Below are 25264 nucleotides of genomic sequence, written 5' to 3'. Positions count from 1 at the left end.
GTTCCTTTAGCCTCGCACAAACAAGGTGACCAACGGGTCCGAACCTACCTGGCGGCTCCAATGGCCATGCACGGCCGGATCGAAGGTGGCGCCGGCCGGCAGCAGGTCCGCGGAGTAGAAATGCTGTCCGGGCTTGAAGATGCGGGAAATTCCACCCTGCAAGCCGATCTCCATCTCGCCGCCCAGAATGAATACCCACTGGCCGTGCGGCGAGCAATGAAACTGGCTGCGAAAACCTACCGGGCTGTGGCGCAACTGGTAGCCGCCTGAAGGCATCAGCGTGGACAGCATGGATTGCGGATTGCCCTCCGGCAGCGGAACCTGCTCTTCGCGGAACTTTGCGAGGCCGTCGGCGTCGTCTGTGTAGAGAATAACTTTGGTGAAGGTGGTCAAAAAAGCTCCGTGTTCGTGTTCATGTGTTCGTTCTGGATAAATCCGGCGTGCAATTTCCCGCGTCTCAGGCCCCAGCCTGCGCAAGCCCGGCCCTGGCCGCAGCATCAGGCGCAAACTGCAGCAGCACCTTCATGGCCCTACCCTTGTCGCCAGCCAGCTTGAAGGCGTCCGTCGCCTGGTCGAAGTTCATGATATCGGTGATGACCGGCCGGCCATCGATCAGGCGCTTGTTCAAAAACTCCACCGCCACCGCGAACTCGGGGTGGAAGCGGAAGGTGCCGCGCAGATCGATCTCACGCGCCACCAGCGCGTTCATCGGGATCTTGATGTCGCCGCCCAGCCCCACGGCCACAATCACACCGCGCGGGGCGACGACCTGGAGCCCGGACAGCAGCGCGCGTTCATTGCCTGAGGCCTCGAACATGACGTCGAAGTAGCCCTTCTCCAACGCATACGGCGCCAGCGCATCGGGCTGCGCCGAAAGGTTGATCGCCTTGTCCGCACCCATCTTGAGAGCGCAAGCCAGCGGCAACTCCGCAATATCCACCGCCACAATCTCGGCCGCCCCGGCGCGCCGCAGGCCCGCGATCAGCAAGGCGCCGATGGGCCCACAACCGGTGACCAGCACTTTCTTGCCGAACACGACGCCCGCGCGATTGATGGCATGCAGGCCGACCGACAGCGGCTCAGCCAGCGCAGCCTCCGACAAAGAAATATCTTCGGACACGGCGTAGGCCTGCGTTTGATCGATCACCAGCGTTTCGCGGAATGCGCCCTGCACGTGGGGAAAACGCATCGCGCTGCCGTAGAAACGCATGTCCAGGCAATGGTTGTGCTGGCCGAGCTGGCAGTATTTGCAGACGCCGCAAGGACGCGATGGGGACACAGCCACGCGTTGCCCGGGTGCGAAACCCGCGACTTGGTTGCCCACTTCGCTCACGATGCCCGAAACTTCATGCCCCAGCACCATCGGCTCCTTGATGCGCACCGTGCCGAAGCCGCCGTGCTGGAAGTAGTGTAGGTCCGAGCCGCAGATGCCGCCGAAGGCAACACGCACGCGCATCTGCTTCGGGCCGACGGGCTCGACTGCCTGCGAGTCAAAGCGCAGATCCAGCGGGGCGTGGCAGACGATGGCGCGCATATTCATTGAAGTTCAGCTCACAAAAAATCAAAGTTGGGCGGTGACCCCGCCATCGACATACAGCACATGCCCGTTCATGAAGCTGGACGCATCGCTGGCCAGAAAAACCGCCGCCCCCGCCAGTTCATGCACTTCGCCCCAACGCCGGCTCGGCGTGCGGCCGATCAGCCAGGAATTGAATTTCTCATCCGACGATAGCTTCTCGTTCAGCTCGGTCTTGAAGTACCCCGGCCCGATTGCATTGCACTGAAGGCCATGCGGACCCCAGTCGATCGCCATGCCCTTGGTCAGCATCTTCACCGCACCTTTGGTCGCCATATAGGGCGAGATTCCCGGCCGGCCGATCTCGCTTTGCACCGAGCAGATGTTGATGATCTTGCCGCGCTTGCGCGGGATCATCTTGCGTGCCACGGCCTGGCCCACCATGAAGACGCTGTCCAGGTTGGTGCGCATGAGCTTGCGCCAGTCCTCTTCGGCAAACTCTTCCAGCGAATTGCGGATCTGCATGCCCGCGTTGTTGAACAGGATGTCGATCGGACCGATGGTTGACTCGATGGTCTCCACCGCCGCCTTCACCTCCCCGGAATCCGTCACGTCAAACGCGCTCACATGTGCGGTGATGCCTTCGCTGCGCAGCAGGGCCGCTGCCTCCTGCACCTTGGCGGCATTGCGCCCGTTGACCACCACGACCGCGCCAGCTTGGCCGAGCCCGCGCGCAAGCGCCAGGCCAATGCCGGCTGATGACCCCGTGACGAGCGCCAGCCTGCCGTTCAGCTTGAATGAGTCGGCGACCATGGCCGCGCTCACGACAGGCGCTGACCGCTGTCGCCGTTGAAGACGTGGGCCTTGCCCGGCGCCACGTCCAGATGAATGATGTCGTCAGGCTGCGCATCGGTGCGGCCATGCATGACGACAATGATCTTGCTATTGCCCACTTCCAGCAGCAGCTCGGTTTCCGCGCCCGTCGGCTCGATCACGATCACCTTGGCAGGGATGCCTGTGCCGGTCGTGGAGACCTTCAGGTCGGTGGGCCTTACGCCATAGTTCACCGCTTGCCCGTCCACCGCATTGGCCAGCGCCTGCGCCGGCCAGGAATGCCCCTCTGCTTCCACCCAGGTGCGGCCATCCGCGACGCGAAGCGTGCCCTTCATCACGTTCATCGACGGCGAGCCGATAAATTGCGCGACGAAAAGGTTGCCCGGCCGGTCGAACAGCTCCAGCGGCGTGCCGATCTGCTCGATGATGCCGTCGTGCATGACGACGATGCGGTCGGCCATGGTCATGGCCTCGATCTGGTCGTGCGTCACGTAGACGGTCGTGGTCTTCAGGCGCTGGTGCAGCGCCTTGATCTCGGCCCGCATGGCAACACGCAGCTTGGCATCCAGGTTGGACAGCGGTTCGTCAAAGAGAAATACCTTGGGGTCGCGCACGATGGCTCGGCCCATGGCCACGCGCTGGCGCTGGCCGCCTGACAGCTCGCGCGGGAAGCGGTCGAGCAACGGGTCGAGGTTCAGGATGCGCGCCGCGTCACCCACGCGTTTGTCGGTGATCGCCTGGTCGGCCTTGCGCAGTTTCAGGCTGAAGGCCATGTTGTCGCGCACGGTCATGTGCGGGTAGAGCGCATAGCTCTGGAACACCATCGCGATGTCGCGATCCTTGGAGTCGAGGTCGTTGATGACCTTGCCGTCGATGGAGATCTCGCCACCGGTTATCTCTTCGAGCCCGGCCAGCATGCGCAAAAGCGTGGACTTGCCACAGCCCGAGGGGCCGACGAGCACAACGAATTCGCCATCGCTGATGTCGAAACTGATGCCGTGAATGATCTTGACCTTGCCGAAGGACTTCTCGATTTTGTTGAATGCGACGGATGCCATTTTGTTTATTTTTCCTGTGAATCAGCTTTTAACGGCGCCGGCCGTGAGGCCTGCGACCATATAGCGCTTGAATGCGTAATAAATTGCCGCAGGCGGCATCGCGTAGATAAGGCCCGTGGTCATGAGCAGTTCCCATGGCGAGTCGTCGGCCGAGAGGAAATTGCCCAGCGCCACCGCCAGCGTCACGCTGTCGTCCTTGGACAGCAGCAAAAAGGCGTAGAGGTATTCGTTCCAGGCAAGCAGCAACGCGTACGTCCCGACCGCCACCAGCGAAGGCACCATCAATGGCAGGTAAACGAGGCGAAAGAGTTGCATGGCCGTGGCCCCGTCCATCCTCGCGGCTTCATCCAGTTCCCAAGGCAGCTTGTCCGACGCCTGCTTGAGCACCCAGATGCAGTACGGCGAGGCGATCGTCACCATCGCCAGGATGAGCGCCCACTGGTTGTTGAGCAGGCCATAGTTGCCCATGGTCTTGTACATGGGCACGGCCAAGAAGGCCGCGGGGATGAAGTAGGTGAACAGTGCCATGTTCATCACCGTACGGCCGCCGGGAACCCGCAAACGGCTGATGGCAAAGGCCGCGCAGGTCGACACGAACAGCGTGAGCACGCCGACCGACACGGCGATCAGCAAGGAATTCCACAGCTGGATCCAGAAATGGTCCAGGTAGAAATGCTTCTGCATGAACACGAACTCGAAGTTTCGCAGTGTGGGTGCTTTCGGCCAGAGCTGGCCCGTCGTCGCCTGGTCCTTGGGCGACAGCGCGAACAGCACCATGTGGTAGATCGGCAGCAGCGTCCAGATCAACACGGGGATGCCGATGAGCAGTAGCTTGGCTTCGGTCGAGATGACCTTCAATGCGGAGCGGGTCATACCGGCCTCCGACGAGCCATCTCTAGGCGGCCGGGCGCCCCCCCGGGGGTCAGGGAGCGATAGGGAGCGTGGAGGCACATCATTTGGACAATCTCTTCATCATGAAATACACCAGAGGCAAGACCAGCGGCAATGCGACGACGATGGACGCAAGGGACAGGTCAACCTGGTCCAGACGCAGGTAGCGGATGCCCAGCGTTGCCAGCACGTGCGTCAGGTCTGCCGGCCCGCCACCCGTGAGCAGGTAGACGCTGTTGAAATCCCCCAGCGTCCAGATCATCGAGAGGATGGTGGACGTGAGGTACAGCGAGCGCATTGACGGCCAAGTAATGAAGCGGAACTTCTGCCACACTGAAGCGCCGTCCACCGACGCGGCTTCGTACTGCTCGCCCGGAATCGCCATACGGCCGGCCAGCAGGATCAGCGTCCAGAACGGCAGCGATTTCCAGATGTGCGCCAGCATCGAAAAGCCCAACGCCAGCGTCGGGTCGTTCAGCCAGTTCGGGCCGTCCATGCCGGTAAAGCGGTAGATGGCGGCGTTCACCACGCCCCACTCCGGGTTGAGCATGAAGCGCATGGACAGGATGGTCGGGATCGACGGCACGGCCCAAGGCAGGATGAAGATCATCGACAGGATCTTGACCCACCAGCGCGTGTTCAGGAAGAAGCCCGACAGGCCGAGTGCCAGCATCATCTTGATGTTGACGGAGACCACGACAAAGATCACGGTGTTGATCACCGTGCGGAAGAAAATGGGGTCGGCAAACAGCCGCTCGTAACTCTCCGGATGGCGCGCGAGCCACAGGCCGTAGCCCACCGGGTAGATCACGAAAATCAGGAAGATGAGAAGGTAGGGAATGACAAGAATCGCTCCCCACTTCTCCCACGAAGTCATGGCATTTTTTCTGACGGCCGATGCGGTGGCCGGTGTGTCGAGGGTGATGGTGCTCATGGCTTGTACCCTCCCCCAGCGGGGGGAGGGACTTTCGTTTTTAGTTGGATGCGACCGTCTTGATGCGGGCAATCATCTCGTCCACCGCCTTGTCAACCGGCACCTTCTCATTGAGCACTCGGTTGGCCGCCTTGGCCCAGACGTTCTCGTTGTTCAGCACGGTGAACTTGTAGTTCTTGACGAACTCGAAGCCCACCGTTCCGTTGGCGTACTGGTTGAACACCGACTTGCGATGCGCATCAGCCTGCCAGAACGGGCGTGCCTGACCGGCCTTGGTCACCGGGAACCAACGGCCGAGCGAGCCTTCGACGTACGGCGTCAGGTTCTCTTCCTCCATCAGGAACTTGACGAACTCCTTGGCGCGGGCCTTGTTCTTGGCCTGGCTAAAGACAACGCCAGTCTTCACCGCCGTGCGGTAGACCATCTTGCTGCCGTCCGGTTTGTTTGGAAAGCCTGCCGTGCGGATGCGCTCGTTGTAGTTCTTCTTCGCCAGTTCACGCTCTTCGGGTTTGAGCTTGTCGTTGTTGGCGTCGTCAAGCCACTTGGCCGCGATTGAGATCGTCGCGTTGTGTGTCATGACCGTGGTCTTGTTGTGGAAGGCGACGTTGTTGTCCGGGTCTTTCCAGCTGGTGGACGACGGTGGCGAGCAGCCCTTGGTGTACGGCGCGGTGTAGTCGGTCAACGCGCCAATCAGGCCGGCACGAACGTTAGGGTCATCGACCAGCAGCTTGCCGCTGTCGCTCACCAGCTTCACGTTGTACGCATCCATGAAGGTCAGGAAGGAGAAGAACGAGTCGCTCGAGTCCACGCCCAGGGGCTGGCCGATGCCGAAGGTGCGGTTGCCGCTCTTCTGGCGATAAGCCGGTTGCACTTTGTCGCACCAGAAAGACCAGTAGCCCTTCCAATCGGTCGGGATGTCGGACTCCTTGAAGCCCGCATCGTTGAGCATGTCGATCCAGTACTCGATGTGCATGGTCTGCTGCTTGATCGGAAAGGCGTAGTAGGCGCGGGTCTTGGCTGCGTCGTTCCACAGGAACGTCGTCTCCACCGTGTTGGGGGCGAAACGCGCGCGGATCGGGTTGATCACGCTGGAGATGTCTTCCAGCTTGCCGTCATAGGCCCACTTGCTCGTGACCTGGAAGTCATACACGTCGGCATAGGCGACGTCAGGCGGGTTACCAGAGTCCAGCGCAGCCACGGTCTTGGGGATCATGTCCTGGATCGGGTACTGCGACAGCTCGATTTTCACACCCTTGTGCTTGGCTTCGTACTTCTTGATGGCGTCGAAGAGTGCCTGGTCCTCCGCCTGGTAGAAGCCCTTGACCCACCAGACGGTGAGCTTGTCTTGCGCGACAGCGTGGCCGCCTGCGAGCAGGCCCCCCGCGATCATCGCGCTGGCAAGAATTGTCCTGATCTTCATTGCTTTGTCTCCTGTGGTTGTTGAACTGTCTAACCGGGTCGCTCAGCTCTTAGCGCTTGCTATCATATGATGATTGAAACGCCGGTTTTCTATGGAAAACCCGCGGTACAGCACCCGGTCCCGGGCTCATCTTCTGGAACTCTTTCGAAGGAGTCTCTTACTGGCATTCAGGGACCGGACTGAGCAGTGGCTGGCCTGCGAAGTGAGCACTCAGATTGGCCACCGCCAGATCCGCCATGGCCTTGCGCGTCTGCCAGGTTCCGCTGGCCATGTGCGGAGTCAGCACGACGTTGTCCAGCGCCTTCAGCGCATCCGGCACCTGCGGTTCTTTCTCGAAGACATCGAGACCCGCGCCCGCGATCACGCCGCGTTGCAGGGCATCGACCAGCGCCGCCTCATCCACGACCGAGCCGCGCGCAACATTGATCAGGTAACCATCGGGACCCAAGGCCTTGAGCACTTCAGCATTGATCAGGTGTTTCGTTCCGGCGCCGCCCGGAGTGATCACCACCAGGAAATCCACCGCAGCGGCAAGCGCTGCTGCGGTGGGATGATAGGCGTACGGCAGCTCCGCCTTGGCGGTGCGCGCCGTATAGGCGATGGACATGCCGAAAGCTTCTGCGCGGCTGGCAATGGCCTGCCCGATGCGGCCCAGCCCAACGATGCCCAGCCGGGCACCTGAAACCTTGCGGGCCAGCGGCATCGGACCCTCGGCGGCCCATCGGCCGGCACGCACATAGCGGTCTGCCAGGGGGATGCGCCGCGCCACCGACAGCATGAGGCCCAGCGCGAGGTCGGCGACTTCGTCGTTGAGCACCCCGGGGGTGTGCGTCACGGGGATGCGGCGGTTCAATGCGGCGGGTACATCGACGCCGTCGTAGCCCACGCCGAAGATCGACACCACTTCGAGTGCAGGCAGTTTCTCTATCAGCGCGGCCGTGACCTTGGACTCGCCGCCGCCCGAGATGCCGCGAATCTGCGGCGCGACCATTGCAAACGCCTCGGGGTCCGTCTCGTGCAGGCGGTCGTGCACTACGAAGGCCGCAGCGAGCGGCTCCATCAGGAAAGGCGGGAGCTTGGAGACGGCAAGGATGTGCGGGCGGGACAAGGGAACTACTCCGATCATGGTTTTCACTAAGACAGCGGCCGCAATGGTATGACGATAATACCTTTACACTTTCAGGATTAACCCTACTATTTAGGCCGACAGCACATGACCGACAGCAGCAAACCCAAAAAGAAACCCGAAGAACTGCGCAGCCAGCAATGGTTCGGCCGCCAGGACCGCGACGGCTTTGCCTACCGCAGCTGGGTCAAGGGCAAGGGCGTCCCGCACGACCAGTTTGACGGCAGGCCGGTCATCGGCATCTGCAACACCTTCAGCGAACTGACTCCCTGCAACTCGCACTTCCGCACCATCGCCGAGCAGGTCAAGATCGGTGTCTATGAGGCAGGCGGCTTTCCACTGGAGTTTCCGGTGATGTCGCTGGGCGAGACGCTGCTGCGCCCCACCGCCATGCTGTACCGCAACCTGGCCAGCATGGACGTGGAAGAAAGCATTCGCGGCAATCCGATCGACGGCGTGGTGCTGCTGATGGGCTGCGACAAAACCACGCCCTCCTTGGTGATGGGCGCCTCCAGCGTCGATCTGCCTACAGTGGGTGTCAGCGGCGGGCCTATGCTCAGCGGTAAATGGCGCGGCCAGGAGCTGGGCTCGGGCACCGGCGTCTGGAGCATGAGCGAGCAGGTGCGTGCCGGCACACTCAAACTTGCCGAGTTTTTTGAGGCCGAAAGCTGCATGCACCGCAGCCACGGCCACTGCATGACCATGGGCACGGCATCAACGATGGCCAGCATGGTCGAGGCGCTGGGCATAGGCCTGCCCGGCAACGCCGCGTATCCGGCAGTGGACGGCCGGCGCAATGTACTGGCCCGCATGGCCGGTCGACGTGCCGTCGAGATGGTGCACGAAGACCTCACACTCTCGAAGATTCTCACGCGTGAGGCATTCGAAAATGCCATCAAGACCCTGGCCGCCATTGGCGGCTCCACCAACGCAGTCATTCACCTGATCGCCATCGCCGGACGTATCGGCGTGAAGCTCACGGTGGATGACTTTGACCGCCTGGCCAGCGAGCTGCCCTGCCTCGTTAACCTGCAGCCTTCCGGTAAATACCTGATGGAAGATTTCTGCTACGCCGGCGGCCTGCCTGTCGTGATGAAGGAAATCGCGCAGCACCTGCACACCAGCGCCATTACAGCCAACGGCAAAACCATCGGCGAGAACATTGCTGATGCGGAAAACTACAACACTGATGTCATCATGCCGCTCTCCACTCCCTTCAAGGACAAGGCCGGCATCGCCGTGCTGCGGGGCAACCTGTCGCCGCGCGGCGCGGTCATCAAGCCCAGCGCAGCCACGCCCGCGCTCATGGTGCACAAAGGCCGTGCCGTAGTCTTTGAAACCATTGAAGATTTCCATGCACGCATCGACGATGAAAACCTGGACATCGACGAGAACTGCGTGATGGTGCTGAAGAACTGCGGGCCCAAGGGCTACCCCGGCATGGCCGAAGTCGGCAACATGCCACTGCCGCCCAAGGTGCTGCGCAAAGGCATCACCGACATGGTCCGCATCAGCGACGCCCGCATGAGCGGTACAGCGTATGGCACCGTGATACTGCACACAGCCCCTGAAGCCGCAGCAGGCGGGCCACTGGCCCTGGTGCAAAACGGTGACATCATCGAACTGGATGTGCCCAACCGCCGGCTACACCTGCATGTCAGTGACGAAGAGCTCGCCAGGCGCATGACCAGCTGGAAAGCACCCGAGCCGCCGCTGTCTTCAGGCTACTGGAAGCTTTACATCGACCACGTGCTGCAGGCCGACGAAGGCGTTGACCTGGATTTCCTGGTCGGCAAGCGCGGCTCTTTCGTGCCGCGCGACAATCACTGAGAACCAGCAGGCGCTGCTTACACGGCCCTCCCTTTCTCGGGGTACAGCGCGGGTACGGCGCCGCGATCGGCCGCGGGTAACATGGAGGCTTCAAACGCGGGTATTTCCCTCTGGAAATTTCCGCGTTACGACCCGCCATGCTCCCGCGCTGATCAAGGTCTCGAAGCGCGCATGCTGCTACCTTTTCGGGACAGCAAAGGATGCCAGAAAGTTCTATGCAAGCCAGAAAATTCGATGTCGTCGCACTCGGCGAGGCCATGGTGGAGTTCAACCAGACCCAGGCCGGCCAGCCTAACTACCTGCAGGGCTTCGGCGGAGACACCAGCAATGCCGTGATTGCCGCCGCACGCGCAGGAGCCTGCACCGCTTACCTCACACGCCTGGGCGGCGACACTTTCGGCCAATCACTGATGGCGTTGTGGGCCACTGAAAACGTCTCCACCGCGGCGGTGCAGCAAGACCCGGAAGCCAGCACGGGCCTTTACTTTGTCACGCACGGCAAAAACGGGCATGAATTCAGCTACTTGCGCGCAGGCTCTGCCGCCAGCCGCATGACGCCGGGCTGGCTGCAGCAAGCCGGCGCAGCCGATGCCGTGCGCCAAGCCAAGGTTCTGCATGTATCGGGCATCTCGCTGGCGATTTCCGCCAGCGCCTGCGACACAGCCTTTGCCGCGATGAAACTGGCCAAAGAGGCCGGTACCCTCGTGTCGTTTGACTCCAACCTGCGGCTCAAGCTCTGGCCGCTGGACCGGGCCCTTGCCTGCACCCGCCATGCCGTTTCACTGTGCGACATTTTCTTGCCGAGCCTGGAAGACATCACCACCCTCAACGGCATGACAGACCCCGACGCGGTAGTGGACTGGGGCCACGCCCTGGGCGCCAAAACCGTGGTGCTCAAGCTCGGCGGCGACGGCGCGCTGGTCAGCGACGGCACGCGGCGCGAGCGCGTGCCCGTGCACAACGTGAAGCTGGTGGACGCTACCGGCGCAGGCGACTGCTTTTGCGGCAACCTGCTGGCGCGCATTGCGGCGGGCGATAACGTCTTTGATGCGGCCCGTTATGCCAATGCAGCGGCCGCCCTCACGGTGCAGGGCTACGGTGCGGTCGCTCCGCTGCCGCGCCCCGAACAGGTCAGGGCCCTGCTGTGAACCACCTTCTGGCAGTCGACTGGGGCAGCTCCTCATTGCGCGGCGCGCTGATCGACGGCGACGGCACAGCCCTGGACGAGCGTTCCTTCGCACGCGGCATCCTGACTGTCGCTCCCGGTACCTTTCCGGAGGTTTTTGCAAGCTGCTTTGCCGACTGGATGACGTCCGGCACGCTGTGCCTGATCTCCGGCATGGCCGGCAGCAAACAGGGATGGCGCGAAGCGCCCTACTGCGCCTGCCCCGCCGGTTTTGATGCGATCGCAGCCGCACTGGAATGGGTGGAGCCCGGCCGCATCGCCATCGTGCCCGGCCTGAGCATAGACAAGGGCGGCGTGCCCGACGTCATGCGCGGCGAGGAAACGCAGATCTTTGGCGCCTTGCAGCTGCTGGGTCTGACCCATGCCCGGCTGGTGCTACCCGGCACGCACAGCAAATGGGTCACCGTCGAAAACCGGCAAGTCACTGATTTTTCGACCTGGATGACCGGCGAGTTCTATGCGCTGCTGCGCCGCCAATCCATCCTCGCACGCATGCTGCCCGACGACGAACCCGCGCTGGACGCCGCCGCCTTTGACCAGGGCGTGGCCCATGCGCTGGCCGGCCCCGGCCTGCTGAACACAGCCTTCAGCACACGCACCCTGTCGCTGTTCCAGCGAATGACAACCGAGGCCATGCCCAGCTACCTGTCGGGCCTGGTCATCGGCGAGGAACTCAAATCCCAGGCACTGCCGCGCGGCGAGCCCGTGGTGGTGATGGGCGCCGAGGCGCTCACGGCGCGCTACGAACAGGCACTTGTCCACTTCGGCGTGCCCGTGAAGCGCGTGGGTGCGGGTGCTACCTGGCGCGGCCTGCGCGCCATCGCCGATACCCTGGCCTGACCGGCGCAGTATTGCGTCTCAACCCACAGAACACCATGAACAACGCACACCAAAAATTCTCCCAGGCCCTCGGCGCCCTCCCCCTGGTGGCCATCCTGCGCGGGCTGACGCCGGTAGAGGCCCTGCCTGTCGGCCAGGCACTCGTTGCCACGGGCTGGACGCTGATCGAAATTCCGCTCAATTCACCCCAGCCGCTGGACAGCATTGCCGCCATGGCCAGCGCTTTTCCGCAGGCCCTGGTTGGTGCCGGCACGGTGCTGACACCTGAGGCGGTGCGTGACGTGCACGCCGCGGGTGGCCAGCTCATCGTTTCGCCCAATTTCAACCCGGCGGTGGTGCGCGAAGCTGTCCGCCTCGGCCTGGTGTGCCTGCCCGGCATCATGACTGCCAGCGAGGCATTTGCTGCGCTCGAAGCGGGCGCGACAGGGCTGAAGATTTTCCCGGCCGAAATGATCACCCCGGCGGTCGTGAAAGCCCTTCGCGCGGTACTGCCCGCGCAAGCCGCAGTACTGCCGGTCGGCGGCATCACGCCCGCCAATATGGCGCCCTACCTTGCCGCGGGCGCGAACGGTTTCGGCATCGGATCGGCACTCTACAAACCAGGTTCTTCCGCCACTCAGGTCTCCGAATCTGCTATGGAATTCATAGCTGCTTGCGCTGGTACCATAAGGGCATGAGCATTATTTCATCTACAGATACTGCCCAGGTATCGTTCGGACTGGCGGGCCGCGTCTGCGTCGTCACCGGCGGTGCCCAAGGCATCGGTGAGGCCTGCGCGCGGCGTTTTTCGCGTGAGCAAGCCCAGGTCGTCATCGCCGATATAGACGACACGCGCGGCGCAGCGCTGGCCGCAGAACTCGGCGGCCTGTATGTTCATTGCGACGTGGGCGACAAGGCTCAGGTCGATGCGCTGGTGGCTCGCACCGTGGCCGCGCACGGCCGCATCGACGTGCTGGTCAACAATGCCGGCATCTTCAAGGCCGCAGAGTTTCTGGACGTGACGGAAGCCGACTTCGACGCCGTACTGCGCATCAACCTCAAGGGCTCCTTCCTGGTCGGGCAGGCCGTGGCGCGCGTGATGGCGGCCGCCGGCAAGGGCAGCATCGTCAACATGAGTTCGGTCAACGGCGTGCTCGCCATTCCCACCATTGCCAGCTACAACGTCAGCAAGGGCGGCATCAACCAGCTCACGCGCGTGATGGCGCTGTCGCTGGCAGGCCAGGGCGTGCGCGTCAACGCGGTTGCGCCCGGCACTATCGCCACCGAACTGGCCGCCAGGGCTGTGCTCACCAGCGACGAGGCCAAGGCCAAGATCATGAGCCGCACGCCCATGAAGCGCCTCGGCGAGCCCTCGGAGATCGCCGACACGGTGGCCTACCTGGCCAGCGACGCCGCGAGCTACATCACCGGTGAGATCGTGGTGGTGGATGGCGGTCGGATGACGCTGAACTACACCGTGCCCGTCTAGGGTCAGCCATCCCGCGTAAGCAGGGCCAAAATTGCCTGCGCAGTTGACATGGATCATGCAGGCCGCAAAACGTGGCCCGCAAACCCCGTCGTATCAATAGACTGGGCGCTCCTCTTCTGGAGTTCACCACCATGTCAATACGCCTGATTTCCATTCTCGCTACCGCCGCCACCCTCGGCCTGGCCGGCTGTGCCCAGACACCCACCGACCATGCAGCGCACCACCCTGGCGCGTCGGCGGCTGCTCCAGGTCAACCCATGCCGATGGTGCGTATGGACGAGCACATGAAAGCCATGCGCACCATGCACGACCGCATGACGCGCGCAAAAACCCCCGAAGAACGTAGTGCCCTGATGGCTGAACACCACAAACTCATGCAGGAAGGCATGAGCATGATGGGTGGCATGGGCGGGATGATGGGCAACATGCAGGGCCCAGGCAACGACCCGGCCGCGCGCCAACAGATGATGGAAAAACGCATGGAAATGATGCAGTCCATGATGCAGATGATGATGGACCGCCTGCCTCCGGTTCCAGCCAAACCCTGAGTTTTACAGCGTCGCCAGGGGCGGAGCGCTGCGACTCCAGGAGATGCCAACGGCGGGCTTGACCTTTCCCCTATGGGAGGGTTTATCTTTCCTCGATGCCTGATTTTCAAGCCTGCAACGCGGGAAAGGATGCCCTTCATGAACCACGCCCACTCTCCTCACTCATCTCACTCATCTCAAGCTTCTCACGGGTCCAGCACGGCGGCCGTCGGCGCTGCAACGCCAACCGTCCATGGCGATACCACGGTGGCCGGCGGCACGGTCTATACCTGCCCCATGCATCCGGAAATCCGGCAGGATCACCCGGGCAATTGCCCGATCTGCGGTATGACGCTGGAGCCTGTCATGCCCAGCCTCGACGAGGATGAGAATCCGGAATTGCTATCTTTCACGCGCCGCTTCTGGTGGACGCTGCCGTTGAGCATGATGGTGACGGTCCTGGCCATGTTCGGCCACCAGCTCGGCTGGTTCGACATGACTGTCCAGAGCTGGATAGAACTGGTGCTGAGCCTGCCGGTCGTATTGTGGGCAGGCTGGCCCTTCTTTGTGCGTGGCGCGCAGTCAGTCGCCCACCGCAGCCCGAACATGTGGACCCTGATCAGCCTGGGAACAGGCGCGGCCTTTGCCTACAGCGTGGTCGCCACCCTCACGCCCGGTGTGTTCCCGGAGTCGTTTATTTCCATGGGCCGTGTAGCGGTTTACTTTGAGGCGGCGGCCGTGATCATTTCACTGACGCTGCTCGGCCAGATGCTGGAGCTGAAGGCGCGCTCGCAAACTTCCGCCGCAATCAAGTCATTGCTGGGGCTGGCGCCAAAAACCGCGCGGCGCATCAAGGCCGACGGCACCGAGGAAGACGTGCCGCTAACCCACGTGCACGTGGGCGACAGCCTGCGCGTGCGCCCCGGCGAAAAAGTGCCCGTCGACGGCGTCGTTACCGAGGGCGGCAGCGCCGTTGATGAATCGATGCTGACCGGAGAACCCCTGCCCGTGAGCAAGCGTCCGGGCGACAAGCTGATAGGCGCCACGCTCAACACCAGCGGCGCCCTGGTGATGCGCTCCGAGCGCGTCGGCGCGCAAACCATGCTGTCGCAAATCGTGCAGATGGTCGCGCTGGCCCAACGCTCGAAGGCACCCCTGCAGCGCATGGCCGACCAGGTTGCCGGCTGGTTTGTGATGGCCGTAGTGGCCGTGGCCGTGCTGACCTTTCTGGGATGGGGATTTTTCGGCCCGCAGCCGAGCTGGGTTTACGGCCTGATCAACGCGGTGGCGGTGCTGATCATCGCCTGCCCCTGCGCGCTGGGCCTGGCCACGCCGATGTCCATCATGGTCGCCACGGGCAAGGCGGCTGGCCAGGGCATTCTTTTCCGCGATGCGGCGGCGATTGAACACCTGCGCACCGTCGACGTATTGATCGTCGACAAGACCGGCACGCTGACGGCCGGCAAACCGGCGTTCGACCGCGCAGTTCCCGCAGTGGGCTTCAGCGCCGACGAAGTGCTGCGGCTGGCCGCCAGCCTGGACCAGGGCAGCGAACACCCATTGGCCGAAGCCATGGTGGCCGCAGCACGCGCGCGCGGCCTGGCGCTGGACACGCCAGAGAACTTCGAGTCCGCCAGCGGCATCGGCGTCAACGGGCGTGTAGCCGGCCGGCTGCTCGCACTCGGCAATACGGAGTTGATGGCGCAAGCTGGCGTGTCAGTAGATTCGCTGCTGGCCCAGGCGGAGGCCCTGCGGGCCGAAGGCGCCAGCGTGATGCACCTGGCGGTCGACGGCAAGCTTGCGGGCCTGCTCGCCGTGGCCGACCCGGTGAAAGCCAGCACGCCCGAGGCGCTGGCGGCGCTCAAAGCCGCTGGCTTGCGCGTGATCATGGCCACAGGCGACGGCCTGACCACAGCCAAAGCCATCGCCGGGCGCCTGGGCATTGACGAAGTGCACGGCGGCGTGCAGCCGGCAGACAAGCTGGCACTGGTCAAGCGCCTGCAAGAGGAAGGCCATATCGTTGCCATGGCCGGCGACGGCATCAATGACGCCCCGGCCCTGGCCCAGGCCAACGTGGGCATTGCCATGGGCACAGGTACCGACGTGGCCATGAACAGCGCCCAGATCACGCTGGTGAAAGGTGATTTGCGCGGCATCGCGCAAGCCCGGAAAATTTCGGAGGCGACGATCACCAACATGAAGCAGAACCTCGGTTTTGCCTTCGTCTACAACTCCCTCGGTGTCCCGCTGGCCGCGGGGCTGCTCTTTCCCTTTACCGGCTGGCTGCTGTCGCCCATGATCGCGGCCCTGGCGATGAGCCTGAGTTCGGTGTCGGTGATCAGCAATGCACTGAGGCTGCGCGGGAAGCGTTTGTAACCGGTGCTTAACAGGGCTGACTTCGCCCGGTTTGATTGCTATGCTGCGATGACAAGGCGCCACCCCGGCGCCAGCCAGACTGGGGTCGCCATGGCCACGATCTACAAGGAATTCACCGTCGACGCCGGCATAGACAGCGTCTGGGACGCGCTGCGCGATTTCAACGCTGTGCACCGGCGCCTTGCGCCGGGCTTCGTGGTCGATTGCAAACCTGGCGAAGGCAGCCGCACCGTAACCTTTGCCAACGGCATGGTCGCGCACGAAGTGCTGGTGGGCATCCATGAAGGGATGCACCGCCTCAGCTACACCGTGGTCGGCGGCAAGGCCACCCATCACATGGCTTCGGCGCAGCTGTTTTCCGAGGGCGAAAACCGCACCCGCTTTGTCTGGATCACCGACGTGCTGCCCGATGCACTGGGGGAATACATCGACACGATGATGACCCAGGGCGCGGCGGTGATGCAGCAGGCACTCGGCAGGCCGGCCTGAATTCAGGCCGGCCGCTTGGCCAGCAAGGCCCAGACACCGGCCATGGACAGCAGCGAGCCGCCCGCGAAATTAAAACGCCGCTGAGCGCGCGGTGAGGCCAGCAGTGTACGGGCCGACGCGGCAAACACCGCATACAGCGTGGCGTTCAGGCTGGCCATCACCACAAAGGTCACCGCCAGCACCCAGAGCTGTCGCGTCACGTCGGCGCCGGGGTTGACGAACTGGGGCAGGAAAGCCACAAAAAACACAATGCCCTTGGGGTTGAGTGCAGTGACCAGGTAAGTGTTGCCGAACAGCTTCCACAAGGAGCCAGGCACCTCGGGCGCTGCCGCCTGCATGGGCGAAATTCCGGCGCGCAGGAGCTTGATGCCCAGGTAAAGCAAATACAGGCCACCGGCCCACTTGACTAGCGTGAACCAGAAGGCCGATGCCGCGAGCAAGGCGCCCAGGCCGAACAACGAGACCACCAGCGCCGTCGAGTCACCCAGCGCCACGGCGGCCACCAACGGGATGTTGGCACGCTTGCCGTGCGCCATCGAGTAGCTGATGACCGTCAGGATGGTCGGGCCCGGGATGATGAGCAGGACGGCGGTTGCGGCGACGAAAGCGAGCCAAAGCTGGATGGACATGGTGCGTTGTTCCGAAGTTGTGGATCGATGAAAGGGAGCGTGCTTCATGATACTGCCGGGCGGCCAAAGATGAATCACCTCACCCGCACGGCCCTGCCCGCATTTGCCTAAAATTGCCCATGCCTTCCGCCATCCCGCCCAAGCGCCCCAACGTTGCACCCTCCCCGGCTGCCGGCCTTTTTATCGATGACACCCACACCGCGCGCTGCGCCTGGTGCCAGGCGACGCCCATCTACCGCAACTACCACGACAGCGAGTGGGGCTTTCCGGTGGACGATGAACGCCGGCTCTTCGAAAAAATCTGCCTTGAAGGTTTTCAGGCCGGCCTCAGCTGGCTGACCATCCTGAACAAACGCGAATCCTTTCGCAGCGCGTTCGCCAACTTCGATGCCGAGCAGGTGGCCCGCTTTGGCGAGCGTGACATCAAACGCCTGGTCAATGACGCCGGCATTGTGCGACACGCGGGAAAGATTGCTTCGACCATCAACAATGCCAAGCGCGTCATCGAGCTCCGAAAAGAATTTGGCTCGCTGGGCGCTTTTGTCTGGCGGCTGGAGCCCGAAGCCAAGAGCCGGCCCGCACGCATCACGCACGAGGCCGTGAAAGCCATGCCGACTTCTCCGGCCTCCATCGCACTGTCCAAGGATTTGAAGAAACGCGGTTGGAGCTTTGTGGGCCCCACCACGATGTATGCCTTCATGCAGGCCATGGGCCTGGTCAACGACCATATCGAAGGTTGCGCCAGCCGCAAGTCCGCGCTGGCAGCGCGCACGGCGTTTACCCCGCCTCGCGTGTCGTAACTTAAAGCCAGCGTGCGCGCTTGAAACGCCAATAGAGTAAAGAGCACGCCACCACAATCATGCTGATGGCCATGAGGTAGCCGTAACGCCATTTGAGTTCGGGCATGGCTTCGAAGTTCATGCCCCATATGCCGGCAAACGCCGTGCAGACCGCAAAGATACTGGCCCAGGCCGCGAGCTTCTTGGTCACTTCGCTCTCTTCAATCGTCACCATCGCCAGGTTCACCTGGATAGCAGTGCCTATGGTGTCACGCATGTTTTCGATCAATGCGTTGATGCGCGACAAATGGTCAACCACGTCGCGAAAATAATCCTGCACTCCACTGCAGATCTGAGGAACCCGGCCGCCATAGAGTTTGCTGGCCCCTTCGAGCAGCGGCGCCACTGCGTGCTTGAGCACCATCACGCTGCCCTTGAGTTCGTAGAGCCGTTCGATGTTCTTTCGCGCAGCACCGGGCGTGAAGATTTCCTTCTCGATCAGCTCCAACTCGGTCTCGAGTGCGTCGAGGATGGGAAAGTAACGGTCAACCACCGCGTCCATCAGGGCATACAGCACAAAACCCGAACCGTTGCGCAGCAGCTCCGGTTCGCGCTCGCAGCGCTCACGCACGCCCAGAAACCCCTTCTGGCTGCGGTTGCGCACCGAGAGTACATAGTTCTTCCCGGTGAACACATCCACCTCGCCGACGTGGAGTTCGCCCGGCTTGTCGTTGGACTGCTCAATCAGGTGCAGCACCGAAAACAGCGAAGCGCCGTATTCCTCGATTTTTGGGCGTTGGTGGCCGTGCCGGGCATCTTCGACCGCCAGTTCATGCAGGCCGAACTCATGCTGCATTTCTTCAAGCTCTTCCGGCGTGGCGTCCTGCAGCGCCACCCAGACGAAAGCATCGGGACGGCAGATGTAGTCGCTGATCTCGGTGACCGGGATGTCGGCAAGCTTGGTGCCGTTCTGGTAGACCACGCAATTGATAAGCATCTGATGTTTCCCGCAAGTTGTCTGCCTGCGTGAATTCTGGCACAGCGCTGATATGCCGTCACGCTGAGATCAGGATGGGCGGCGCGGAACCACCAGGTTGTAGACGGATTGCTGCAGCACCTCGCCGTGCTGGTTGAGCGTCTGGCTGCGCACCACCACCCTGCCTCTATCGGGCCGCGAAGCTGAGGGCGTCACGCTCACCACTTCTGTCTCTACATGCAGCACATTGCCGGGGCGCGTGGGTTTGGGCCAACTGATCTCGCCCCCTGCGCCTATGATTCCGCCGGCCAGCGGCAAACCACCACCCACCAGCAGCCGCATCGTGACAGCCGCCGTGTGCCAGCCGCTCGCGGCCAAGCCGCCAAAGAGTGTGGCCTTGGCTGCTTCGTGGTCCAGGTGAAATGGCTGCGGATCAAACTGCGCGGCAAACGAGGTGATCTGCGCCTCATCCAGCGCGTGCTCGCCACTGACGAAGCGGTCGCCGGGCTGCAAGTCCTCAAGGTAGCGCAATGCGGTAGCGGCGGTTTTGGGGACCTTGCTCATGCCTTGTTTTTTCACCTTCAGGCTGCGGCCTTGGCAGCCATTTGCCGCGGCAGCAGCGCTTCGCGGATCGGCAGGTTCACCAACGCGGCGCCTGTGGCCAGCACGATGTCGATGTACCAGACCCAGTCGTAGCTGCCGGTTGCCTGGAATATATAGCCGCCCAGATAAGCACCCAGGAAACCACCCACCTGGTGCGACAACATCACCACGCCGAACAGCATGGCCATGTTGGCCGTACCGAACATCTTGGCGACCAGGCCCACCGTGGGTGGAACGGTCGAAAGGAAGGTCACGCCCATGACGGCGGCGAAGATCAGCATCACGGCCGGGGTCTTGGGCGCCAGCAGGAAGATGAGTACGGCGAGGCCACGCGTTGTATAGAGCAGCGCCAGCAAGGACTTCATGCGCCAGCGGCCGACGGCCCAACCCATGGCCAGACTGCCGACGATGTTGAAGAGGCCAATCATCGCAAGCGACCAACCGCCAATTTCGGGCGGCAAACCACAGGCCGCTATCACGCCGGGGAGGTGAGTCGCCAGAAACGCCACGTGAAAACCGCACACCAGAAAACCCGCCGCGAGGTAACGATAGCTAGGCGTTGCGATGGCCTGGCTAATGGCTTGACGTGCGCTCAGCGCTTTCGTGCCCGAGGCCGCCGCAGCCTGGGCTGCCAGCGCATTCGAATTGCCTTTCAGCACCAGCACCGCAGGCACCGCCAGCAGCACCAGCGCGCCCAGCCACTGCATTGCACTGGCCCAGCCGACAGCGGCTGTGAGGCCAATGGCGATAGGCGCCATCGCGAACTGCCCAAAAGAGCCGCCCGCGTTGACGATGCCGGTGGCCAGGCCGCGCTTTTCAGGCGGCACCAGGCGTGTGCTGGCGGCCATCAGCACAGAAGGCCCGGCCATCCCGGCACCGCCCGCCGCAAGCACGCCGATGGCAAAGATCAGGCCGGCTGTGCTGGTCATCAGCGGCGTGATGATGGTGCCAATCGCCACCAACACAACACCCATGAAGATCACACGGCCAGTACCGATGCGGTCAGCCACCGCGCCGGCGAAGGGCTGCGTCAGCCCCCACCAGAGTTGGCCGAAAGCGAAGGCCAGGCTGATGCTGCCGATACCCAGTGCGGTCGAAGTATTGAGCGCAGAGAGGAACAGGCCCATGGTCTGTCGCACGCCCATGGTGAGGGCAAAGGTGCCGCCGGCAGCCAGTAGGACCAGCCACATCGCGATGCGGCGCGCCGGCAGTGCAGTGGAAGAAGCGGAAGGCGTGACGCTGGACGGGGAAGGCTCGGGGTTACTCATCATCAGCTCCAGATTCGATGGGGGACAAAAGCTCTAAAGATTCGTTGATCAGGTTATGCAGGGCCAGCACACGCCCGGCGCCCAACAGTGCGTTGAGCTGCTCCTGCGCAGCCCTCCACCGTGATCGGGCCTCCTCACGCTTGGCACGGCCCGCGTCAGTCAGCACCACGGTACGGCTGCGCGCATCGGTGCCTGCGGCGAGCTCAATCCAGCCGGCGTCGATCAGCGGCTTGAGGTTGCGCGTGAGGGTGGAGGCACTCATCTTCATGCCACGCGCCAGCTCGCCCGGTCGCATGGGGCCCAGCTTCAGCACATAAGTCAGCAGGGAATACTGCGTGGTCTTCAGTCCGGCCTTGGTCATTTCCAGGTCGTAGTGGTGCGCGACGCGGCGCATCAGCTGGCGCAGCTTGACATTGGTGCAGCCCTGCACTTTGAGTTCGGCCTGGGTTGACAGGCGGGTTTTCTCGCTCATAATTTGATTGTAGCTACAATCATTGTATATGCAACATTTATAAATGCCATGACCCTGCAAGACACATTGACTCAGTGGATGGAACAAAGCGCCGCAGTGCGCGCCCGCATGATGGACGGCGGCGGCAAACCTGGTCTGGCCCGACCGGAAGACGTCACAGGCAAGACCGGCATGGAAGTGATGCAGGCCATGCTCGCCGGCCAATTGCCCTACCCCCACATTGCTGAAACACTGGATTTCTCCCTGATTGAGGTTGAGCCCGGTAAAGCCACCTTCCAGGGCACGCCGCAGCTCAAGCACTACAACCCGCTGGGCACTGTGCACGGCGGCTGGTACGCCACGCTGCTCGACTCCGCCGTGGGCTGCGCCGTGCACACCATGATGCCGGTCGGCCGGGCCTACACCACCGCCGAACTCAGCATCAACATCGTGCGTGCCGCCTCACACAAGACCGGCCCGCTGCGCGCCATCGGCACGGTGATCCACTGCGGCCGCCAGTTGGCAACGGCCGAGGGCCGCATCGTCGGGCCGGACGGCAAGCTGTATGCGCATGCGACCACGACCTGTCTGGTGTTTGAGGTCGGGGGAGCCAAGGCTGACCAAGGCACCTGATACAAGCCAATGTGGCGGTGAATGGAAATCCCCGACGCATCCACCGCCACGGTCACCGGAAAATTCTCCAGTTACGCCACTTGGCCGGCATGCCCCCCCAAAAAGCCGGTTCGATGACCTGACCGAGAGATCCTTGAAGAAGGGCTCACACCAGGACCAAAAATCCCGGCAGACTGTCCGCATGCGGACAATTTATGTTCTTTTTTCGATTCGCCCCGCTATTCAAGCGGAATATGCGGGGAAGCCCCTGTTATATCTGACAGGGTAAGGCTTGATTCAGCCTTGCACGGCGCATAGACTGCGCGAACATCAAAAGAAGAATAAGAGCATTTGGCAAGACAAGCACTCAACCTGGAAATGCAACGCAATGATTACCTCCCCGAACGACCATGCGCCAACCCCCTTTCAGGTTCTGCACCAGCCGATGGATGCTCCAGGCGCCATTTTCCTCACCGGCGGAACACCCTTCATTTCGGCATCTCCCCGGGGAAACTTCGCCGAGGAAATCACGCTCTGCCATCTGGATACTCCGTTAAAGATGGAAAAGGTCCAGAGCCTGCGCGGCCACATCAACCTGCCGTCAGGATGCCGTGACGCGCGGTTTTTTGAACAAGAAAAAAAAGAGACGAATTGGGCTTTGTGTTTGCGTTTGAGTTCCAACGCGTGGTGATTGGCACCTTGAGGCTGGTTCCCATGCACAAGGGGCTGACCTCACTTGAAAAGCTGTTGGCGGAAAAACAATTGATTGAGCCAGAGACCTGCCGAAACAGCTGGGAAATCGGGCGCCTTGTGCTCAATCCTGATTACAGAAGCGGCCCCGATCTTGTGAAGCGATGCATATTTTTGGGTGTTTCGTATCTTGCGCGGCATACCGATGGGCAAGACCTCTTTGCCTCCTGCACGCCGGTGCTGAGCCGCTTGTACAGGCGTTTCGGGTTTTCCACCATCGCCAACAATATACGGGTGGATGGGGCGGACGAATCGTTTGCCCTGATACATGGACAGGTACCGGACATTCTCAAATCGTCTGACTGTCAGTAAGTCATGCACGGGAATATTTCATATTGCAGCCGCATCCTCCACCAGAGACCGGAAGAAGCTGCTGTTGATGGTTTTTCCGCGTCAACAGGATTGAAATATATATGGGCTGGTTAAAAAGACTCTTTGGCCACTATGAGGCTTACCACGCACATGGCAGGCCCTTGCTCAAATACATTGGCATCGTAGGCGCCCTGACCTATGTGGTGTTTTACCTGATACGGTTCACGAAACCCAATCCTCGTCCCTACGATGACCTGGGAATGCGGGTGCTGGTCGTAATTCTCTTTACCGCGCTGGCGATGAAAAATCGCTGGCCCCAGAAGCTGAAGAAATACTACTTCGCCTATTCCTACTGGGCATTGATTTATTGCCTGCCGTTTTTCAACGTATTTCTATCGCTGAAGCGGCACGGAGGTATCCCCGCGATCTCCAACTGTTTTATCGCACTCAGTTTTCTGGTCATGATCGCCGACTGGCGCAACACGATTGCCATGTTGGTAATCGGTTGCGGCAGCGCGGCGTTGCTGTACGTCGCCATCACGCCCAACCCCTCAATCCCCATGGACATGGTGGCCCAGCTTCCGGCCTACCTGCTGATTCTTATCGGCGGCGCCGCATTCAAGCTTTCGGAAAAGCAGATAGATGCCGAGAAATTGCGCATTGCAAACTCCCTTGCCGGCTCGATCGCCCATGAAATGCGCAACCCGCTCGCACAGGCCAAGATGAGCCTGGAGAGTATCGGGGAAATGCTGCCCGCGAACGGTATCGCGGTCCCCGCCGAACACACTTCCCGCATGCGCCAGTTTGTCAACATGGGGGAGATCGCTGTACACAGGGGTAACCAGGTGATTGACCTGATCCTGGGATCCTTCAAGTCCAGCGCGGTGGACCGAAGCAAATTTGAGTATTTATCCGCCGCAAAAATAACTCAGAAGGCGGTGGACGAATACAGTTTTCCCGATCGGCACCTGCGCAGTGATGGTGGCAACTTACGTGACAGTGTCACAGTGCGTGTCGTGAAGGACTTCACCTTTTACGGGGACGAAACCCCTTATGTTTTTGTGCTCTTCAACCTGATCAAGAACGCGCTCTATTACCTCGACCAAAAGTCCGGCGCAACAATCGTACTGACGATAGACGATCACAAGGTAACCGTCAGAGACACGGGCCCGGGCATCGACAAGGAGGTGCTGGCACACCTGTTTGAATCCTTCATGACCTCAGGAAAGGCCGAGGGGACAGGCCTTGGGCTGTCGTATTGCAAACGCACCATGCAAAGCTTTGGTGGTGACATTCATTGCGATTCCGCGGTCGGTGAATTTACACAGTTCACGCTGACCTTCCCCCCAATACCGCAAACCGGGATGGGCAAGGCCGCCGCAGCGCCGGAAGCGCCTCGGCAGGCAGCCAGCCCGGCCATCCCCGGCAATGTGCTGGAAGGCAGAACCGTCATATTGGCCGAAGACGACGAACTTAACCGCATCATGGTGGGCGAGCGCTTGAAAAGCTGGGGCTTGACAGTGCTGGAGGCCGAAGGGGGGCGCCAGGTTCTGGCCCACCTGGACAGCACACCAAGCGTCGATTTGATCTTGATGGATATGAACATGCCCGGTTTGAACGGCGTGCAAACGACCCAGGCGATTCGCTCGCGGGATTGGGAGCATCAGGGTATTTTTATCCTCGCACTTTCCGGGAACTCCGATGAGCTTGATGTCAGGACAGCCTTGAACGCCGGCATGAATGGCTACATCCTGAAAAATGGCGACATGAAGTTGCTGCAAGGAAAAATGCTGGAGGCTTTGGCGGCAACAAGGTAGTCCCGGGGAAATCCCACCGCGCGAAGCCCCTCATCGGTCATTGCGCGGCATGCATCGCCATCAGCTTTGCATCCCTACGCATGCGGCCTGCACAGGGAGCGAAGATTGGCGACAATGGGCAGTCCGCCACTCCCCACCTTCATCACCATGCGACTCCTACACACCATGCTGCGCGTTGGCAGTCTCCAGCGCTCCATCGACTTCTACACGCAGGTTCTTGGCATGAAGCTGCTGCGCACCTCGGAAAATCCCGAGTACAAATACAGCCTGGCCTTTGTGGGCTATGAAGGCAACCCGGCGCAGGCCGAAATCGAGCTGACCTACAACTGGGGCACCGAAAGCTACGACATGGGCACGGCTTTTGGCCACATCGCGCTGGGCGTACCTGACGCCTATGCAGCTTGCGACAAGATCAAGGCCGCTGGCGGCAACGTCACGCGTGAGGCCGGCCCGGTCAAGGGCGGGACCACGGTGATTGCCTTTGTGACGGACCCGGACGGCTACAAGATTGAGCTGATCCAGCGCGATGAAAGCGCTTCGGGCGCTGGCCTGCGTTAGTTCATTGCACTTCG

Annotated in this window: 27 protein-coding genes; 14 read left to right on the top strand and 13 right to left on the bottom strand. The window is 61.8% G+C overall.

Features of this window, described 5'->3' with window-relative positions:
• Nucleotides 1–6 precede the first annotated feature (6 nt).
• The 8 genes from AC1DWQ_RS21275 to AC1DWQ_RS21240 all read right to left on the bottom strand — a co-directional run bounded on the left by AC1DWQ_RS21275 (nucleotide 7) and on the right by AC1DWQ_RS21240 (nucleotide 7779).
• On the bottom strand, nucleotides 7–393 hold the full coding sequence (locus AC1DWQ_RS21275; protein ID WP_477671425.1) for a cupin domain-containing protein: 387 nt from the start codon (nucleotides 391–393) through the stop codon (nucleotides 7–9).
• 64 nt (nucleotides 394–457) lie between these two features.
• On the bottom strand, nucleotides 458–1534 hold the full coding sequence (locus AC1DWQ_RS21270; protein WP_477671619.1) for an L-idonate 5-dehydrogenase: 1077 nt from the start codon (nucleotides 1532–1534) through the stop codon (nucleotides 458–460).
• A gap of 27 nt (nucleotides 1535–1561) precedes the next feature.
• Nucleotides 1562–2329 carry an SDR family oxidoreductase gene (locus AC1DWQ_RS21265; RefSeq protein ID WP_477671424.1) on the bottom strand — a complete coding sequence of 256 codons (768 nt, stop codon included), beginning with the start codon at nucleotides 2327–2329 and terminating at the stop codon, nucleotides 1562–1564.
• A gap of 8 nt (nucleotides 2330–2337) precedes the next feature.
• Entirely contained in the window at nucleotides 2338–3408 is a 1071-nt protein-coding gene (locus AC1DWQ_RS21260) for an ABC transporter ATP-binding protein (protein WP_477671423.1), read from the bottom strand.
• A 21-nt stretch (nucleotides 3409–3429) separates the two neighbouring features.
• Entirely contained in the window at nucleotides 3430–4281 is an 852-nt protein-coding gene (locus AC1DWQ_RS21255) for a carbohydrate ABC transporter permease (RefSeq protein WP_477671422.1), read from the bottom strand.
• A gap of 79 nt (nucleotides 4282–4360) precedes the next feature.
• Nucleotides 4361–5233 carry a carbohydrate ABC transporter permease gene (locus AC1DWQ_RS21250; RefSeq protein WP_477671421.1) on the bottom strand — a complete coding sequence of 291 codons (873 nt, stop codon included), beginning with the start codon at nucleotides 5231–5233 and terminating at the stop codon, nucleotides 4361–4363.
• 40 nt (nucleotides 5234–5273) lie between these two features.
• Nucleotides 5274–6653, bottom strand: a complete 1380-nt coding sequence (locus AC1DWQ_RS21245; protein WP_477671420.1) for an ABC transporter substrate-binding protein — start codon at nucleotides 6651–6653, stop codon at nucleotides 5274–5276.
• A 157-nt stretch (nucleotides 6654–6810) separates the two neighbouring features.
• A complete protein-coding gene (locus tag AC1DWQ_RS21240; RefSeq protein WP_477671419.1) occupies nucleotides 6811–7779 on the bottom strand; it encodes a 2-hydroxyacid dehydrogenase in 969 nt (322 codons plus the stop codon).
• A gap of 87 nt (nucleotides 7780–7866) precedes the next feature.
• Here AC1DWQ_RS21240 and AC1DWQ_RS21235 point away from each other — a divergent pair, with 87 nt between their 5' ends.
• From AC1DWQ_RS21235 to AC1DWQ_RS21200, 8 genes are all read left to right on the top strand, one after another.
• Nucleotides 7867–9609 (top strand): IlvD/Edd family dehydratase, encoded by a 1743-nt coding sequence (locus AC1DWQ_RS21235; RefSeq protein ID WP_477671418.1) that lies wholly within the window; start codon nucleotides 7867–7869, stop codon nucleotides 9607–9609.
• A 215-nt stretch (nucleotides 9610–9824) separates the two neighbouring features.
• Nucleotides 9825–10757, top strand: a complete 933-nt coding sequence (locus AC1DWQ_RS21230) for a sugar kinase (protein ID WP_477671417.1) — start codon at nucleotides 9825–9827, stop codon at nucleotides 10755–10757.
• Nucleotides 10754–11635 carry a 2-dehydro-3-deoxygalactonokinase gene (locus AC1DWQ_RS21225; protein WP_477671416.1) on the top strand — a complete coding sequence of 294 codons (882 nt, stop codon included), beginning with the start codon at nucleotides 10754–10756 and terminating at the stop codon, nucleotides 11633–11635. The genes AC1DWQ_RS21230 and AC1DWQ_RS21225 overlap by 4 nt, the downstream gene beginning before the upstream one ends.
• Nucleotides 11636–11670: 35 nt before the next feature.
• Nucleotides 11671–12312, top strand: a complete 642-nt coding sequence (locus AC1DWQ_RS21220; RefSeq protein ID WP_477671415.1) for a 2-dehydro-3-deoxy-6-phosphogalactonate aldolase — start codon at nucleotides 11671–11673, stop codon at nucleotides 12310–12312.
• Nucleotides 12309–13103 carry an SDR family NAD(P)-dependent oxidoreductase gene (locus AC1DWQ_RS21215; protein ID WP_477671414.1) on the top strand — a complete coding sequence of 265 codons (795 nt, stop codon included), beginning with the start codon at nucleotides 12309–12311 and terminating at the stop codon, nucleotides 13101–13103. Before AC1DWQ_RS21220 ends, AC1DWQ_RS21215 begins: the two co-directional genes overlap by 4 nt.
• Nucleotides 13104–13234: 131 nt before the next feature.
• A complete protein-coding gene (locus tag AC1DWQ_RS21210) occupies nucleotides 13235–13651 on the top strand; it encodes a hypothetical protein (protein ID WP_477671413.1) in 417 nt (138 codons plus the stop codon).
• Between the two features lie 138 nt (nucleotides 13652–13789).
• Nucleotides 13790–16006 (top strand): copper-transporting P-type ATPase, encoded by a 2217-nt coding sequence (locus AC1DWQ_RS21205; protein ID WP_477671412.1) that lies wholly within the window; start codon nucleotides 13790–13792, stop codon nucleotides 16004–16006.
• Nucleotides 16007–16096: 90 nt separating this feature from the next.
• The gene (locus AC1DWQ_RS21200) at nucleotides 16097–16495 is read left to right on the top strand and encodes an SRPBCC family protein (protein ID WP_477671411.1); all 399 of its coding nucleotides are present in this window, start codon (nucleotides 16097–16099) and stop codon (nucleotides 16493–16495) included.
• Nucleotides 16496–16497: 2 nt separating this feature from the next.
• On the opposite strand, the gene AC1DWQ_RS21195 is transcribed toward AC1DWQ_RS21200, so the two are convergent.
• Nucleotides 16498–17124: a LysE family translocator gene (locus tag AC1DWQ_RS21195; protein ID WP_477671410.1), complete on the bottom strand. Its 627-nt coding sequence runs from the start codon at nucleotides 17122–17124 to the stop codon at nucleotides 16498–16500.
• A 119-nt stretch (nucleotides 17125–17243) separates the two neighbouring features.
• Here AC1DWQ_RS21195 and AC1DWQ_RS21190 point away from each other — a divergent pair, with 119 nt between their 5' ends.
• Nucleotides 17244–17924, top strand: a complete 681-nt coding sequence (locus AC1DWQ_RS21190; RefSeq protein ID WP_477671409.1) for a DNA-3-methyladenine glycosylase I — start codon at nucleotides 17244–17246, stop codon at nucleotides 17922–17924.
• Nucleotide 17925: 1 nt separating this feature from the next.
• On the opposite strand, the gene AC1DWQ_RS21185 is transcribed toward AC1DWQ_RS21190, so the two are convergent.
• The 4 genes from AC1DWQ_RS21185 to AC1DWQ_RS21170 all read right to left on the bottom strand — a co-directional run bounded on the left by AC1DWQ_RS21185 (nucleotide 17926) and on the right by AC1DWQ_RS21170 (nucleotide 21222).
• Nucleotides 17926–18900 carry a magnesium and cobalt transport protein CorA gene (locus AC1DWQ_RS21185; protein ID WP_457279273.1) on the bottom strand — a complete coding sequence of 325 codons (975 nt, stop codon included), beginning with the start codon at nucleotides 18898–18900 and terminating at the stop codon, nucleotides 17926–17928.
• A 69-nt stretch (nucleotides 18901–18969) separates the two neighbouring features.
• Nucleotides 18970–19443, bottom strand: a complete 474-nt coding sequence (locus AC1DWQ_RS21180; RefSeq protein ID WP_477671408.1) for a MaoC family dehydratase — start codon at nucleotides 19441–19443, stop codon at nucleotides 18970–18972.
• A gap of 17 nt (nucleotides 19444–19460) precedes the next feature.
• Complete coding sequence (locus AC1DWQ_RS21175) at nucleotides 19461–20750, bottom strand: MFS transporter (RefSeq protein ID WP_477671407.1); 1290 nt, start codon at nucleotides 20748–20750, stop codon at nucleotides 19461–19463.
• Nucleotides 20743–21222 carry a MarR family winged helix-turn-helix transcriptional regulator gene (locus AC1DWQ_RS21170; RefSeq protein WP_477671406.1) on the bottom strand — a complete coding sequence of 160 codons (480 nt, stop codon included), beginning with the start codon at nucleotides 21220–21222 and terminating at the stop codon, nucleotides 20743–20745. Before AC1DWQ_RS21170 ends, AC1DWQ_RS21175 begins: the two co-directional genes overlap by 8 nt.
• Before the next feature lie 48 nt (nucleotides 21223–21270).
• Here AC1DWQ_RS21170 and AC1DWQ_RS21165 point away from each other — a divergent pair, with 48 nt between their 5' ends.
• From AC1DWQ_RS21165 to gloA, 5 genes are all read left to right on the top strand, one after another.
• Nucleotides 21271–21834: a PaaI family thioesterase gene (locus tag AC1DWQ_RS21165; protein ID WP_477671405.1), complete on the top strand. Its 564-nt coding sequence runs from the start codon at nucleotides 21271–21273 to the stop codon at nucleotides 21832–21834.
• Nucleotides 21835–22201: 367 nt separating this feature from the next.
• A complete protein-coding gene (locus tag AC1DWQ_RS21160) occupies nucleotides 22202–22504 on the top strand; it encodes a hypothetical protein (protein ID WP_477671404.1) in 303 nt (100 codons plus the stop codon).
• Nucleotides 22474–22875 (top strand): N-acyl amino acid synthase FeeM domain-containing protein, encoded by a 402-nt coding sequence (locus AC1DWQ_RS21155; protein WP_477671618.1) that lies wholly within the window; start codon nucleotides 22474–22476, stop codon nucleotides 22873–22875. Before AC1DWQ_RS21160 ends, AC1DWQ_RS21155 begins: the two co-directional genes overlap by 31 nt.
• Before the next feature lie 101 nt (nucleotides 22876–22976).
• A complete protein-coding gene (locus tag AC1DWQ_RS21150; protein ID WP_477671403.1) occupies nucleotides 22977–24692 on the top strand; it encodes an ATP-binding response regulator in 1716 nt (571 codons plus the stop codon).
• Nucleotides 24693–24839: 147 nt separating this feature from the next.
• On the top strand, nucleotides 24840–25250 hold the full coding sequence (gloA, locus tag AC1DWQ_RS21145) for a lactoylglutathione lyase (protein ID WP_477671402.1): 411 nt from the start codon (nucleotides 24840–24842) through the stop codon (nucleotides 25248–25250).
• Nucleotides 25251–25264 lie beyond the last annotated feature (14 nt).

This window comes from Polaromonas sp. P2_G11 (assembly GCF_056403595.1).
Note: the sequence above shows the minus strand (reverse complement) of the source record. Positions and strands in the feature narration are given on the sequence as shown.